Raw genomic sequence first — 2,039 nt, forward strand, 5'->3', positions numbered from 1 at the left:
CTCACTCCCCCCCCCCCCCCCGCCGGAAGTCCGGCGTCGCCGCGACGAGCCGCAGTTGCTCCCCCAGGCCCGCGACGGGGGCGGCGACGTCGTGCAGGCGCACGCCCGCGGTGCCGCGCCATGCGGCATACGCACCGGCGGCGATGAGGAGGGCGACGAAGATGCCCACCGCCCGATAGCCCCACGCACCGCCGACGGCGTCCCGGATCGCCGGCGACAGCCCGCCGCTGAGCAGGATGGCGAGCGCGAGGATCGCCACCCGCCACGTCATCAGGCGAGTCCGTTCGGCGTAGTCGGAGGTCAGCTCGGCCGGCATCGCGACATAGGGCACCTGGAAGAAGGCGTATGCCGTCGCGCAGGCGAGGAAGGCCAGCGCGACCCAACCGCCGCCGAGCCAGGTCGGCGCGCTCGGGCCCGCGAAGAGCAGGACGAAGCAGCCGGCCAGGACCAGCCCGGCACGCAGCAGAAAGGGCCGGCGGCGGCCGTCGGGGTGGGCCGATCGGTCGCTGATGCGGCCGGCGATGGGGTTGAGGACGACGTCCCACGCCTTGGGCAGCAACACGATCAGGCCCGCGATCGCCGCGCCGACGCCGATGTGGTCGGTCAGGTAGGGCAGCAGGAGCAGGCCGGGGACGGTGCCGAACGACCCGGTGGCGACACCGCCGAGGCCATAGCCGATGCGCACCCGGCGCGGCAGGGCGTCCGGCGCAACGCTGCGGGACTGGGTCACGCGGGCAAATCTAGGCCTTGGTGGGCAGGGCGCATAGGGCCAATGGCGGCCCGGCGCAACCGCGGTTCGGCTGCGCGACGTGTCGGCCCCCGCCCTAGGCAACTGGCGAGTAAGTTAGCGCTGTGACGCTTCCGTCGGTCGCTGCCGACCCCGACGCCACCGCCGGCGCCGCCGCGGTGGCGGCTGCAGCGCGGGCCGGGGTGAGGACGATGTTCACCCTCTCCGGGGCGCACGTCTTTCCGCTGTATGACGCCGCCCACCGAGGCGCGGCCCCGTTGCGGATGATCGACGTGCGCCACGAAGCGAGTGCCGTCTTCGCCGCCGAAGCGGTCGGAAAGCTCACGCGCACACCGGGTTTCGCTGTCGTCACCGCAGGTCCGGGAGTGACCAACGCTGTCAGCCCGGTGACACAGGCACACTTCAGCGGTGCTCCCGTGGTCGTCTTCGGCGGCCGGGCGCCGGAACTGACCTGGGGTCGCGGCGCTTTGCAGGAGATGGATCAGGCGCCGCTCTTCACCACGATCACCAAGAGCAGCGCGACCGCGCACACTCCTGATGAGGTGGGTGCCCTCACGGCGGCGGCCTTCACGGCGGCGAGCACGGCGCATCGCGGGCCGGCCTTCGTCGAGGCCGGGATCGACGTGCTGTTCGCGCCCGCCGGTGACCTGGGTACTGCCGAACCCGGGCCCGGCGGCCGCCCGGCCCCCGACGAGGAGTCCGTTGCCGAGATCGCGCGCCTGCTCCGCGAAGCACGGCGGCCCATCGTCATCCTCGGCAGCGACGTGTGGGCAGATGGCGCGGAGCAGGCCGCGCTCGACTTCGTCACGGCACTCGACCTGCCCGCGATCGGCAACGGGATGGGCCGTGGCATCCTCCCGCCGACCCACCCCGGCTGCGTGACCCGGGCCCGGCGGGCCGCGTTTACACAGTGCGATGTGGCGATCGTCGTCGGCGCCCCGCTCGACTTCCGGATCGGCTACGGCACCTTCGGGCCGGCCGGCACGGACACGCCCGTCATCCACATTGCCGACAGCACCGACCAGATCGCGACCCACCGCACACTGGCGGCGAGCGCGGCGGGCGACCTGGGCGGCATACTGCGGACGCTCTGGGACCTCGTCGGCGGCCCCGGTGGGTGGCGCGAGTGGCGCAGCGGCCTGCGCGAGCAGGCGGACGCGGCCGGCGCGGCCGACGCCCCGCTCCTGACCGCCGGAGGCGACCTGATCCACCCCGCCCGGATCTACGGCGAGTTGCTTCCCCGCCTCGGCGACGATGCGATCGTCATCGGCGACGGGGGGGGTTTTTCTTT

2 protein-coding genes are annotated in these 2,039 nt (G+C 73.5%); one reads left to right on the plus strand and one right to left on the minus strand.

Going from position 1 to position 2,039, the window contains the following annotated elements:
* Position 1: 1 nt before the first annotated feature.
* The gene (locus BN11_RS17440) at positions 2-730 is read right to left on the minus strand and encodes an MFS transporter (RefSeq protein ID WP_083433849.1); all 729 of its coding nucleotides are present in this window, start codon (positions 728-730) and stop codon (positions 2-4) included.
* Positions 731-852: 122 nt separating this feature from the next.
* Between BN11_RS17440 and BN11_RS24230 the strand changes: the two genes are divergently transcribed.
* On the plus strand, positions 853-2,039 hold a 1,187-nt coding region (locus BN11_RS24230; protein WP_053084167.1), incomplete at its 3' end, for a thiamine pyrophosphate-binding protein.

The sequence above is a fragment of the Nostocoides australiense Ben110 genome (genome assembly GCF_001050535.1).
Lineage (GTDB): Bacteria > Actinomycetota > Actinomycetes > Actinomycetales > Dermatophilaceae > Nostocoides_A > Nostocoides_A australiense.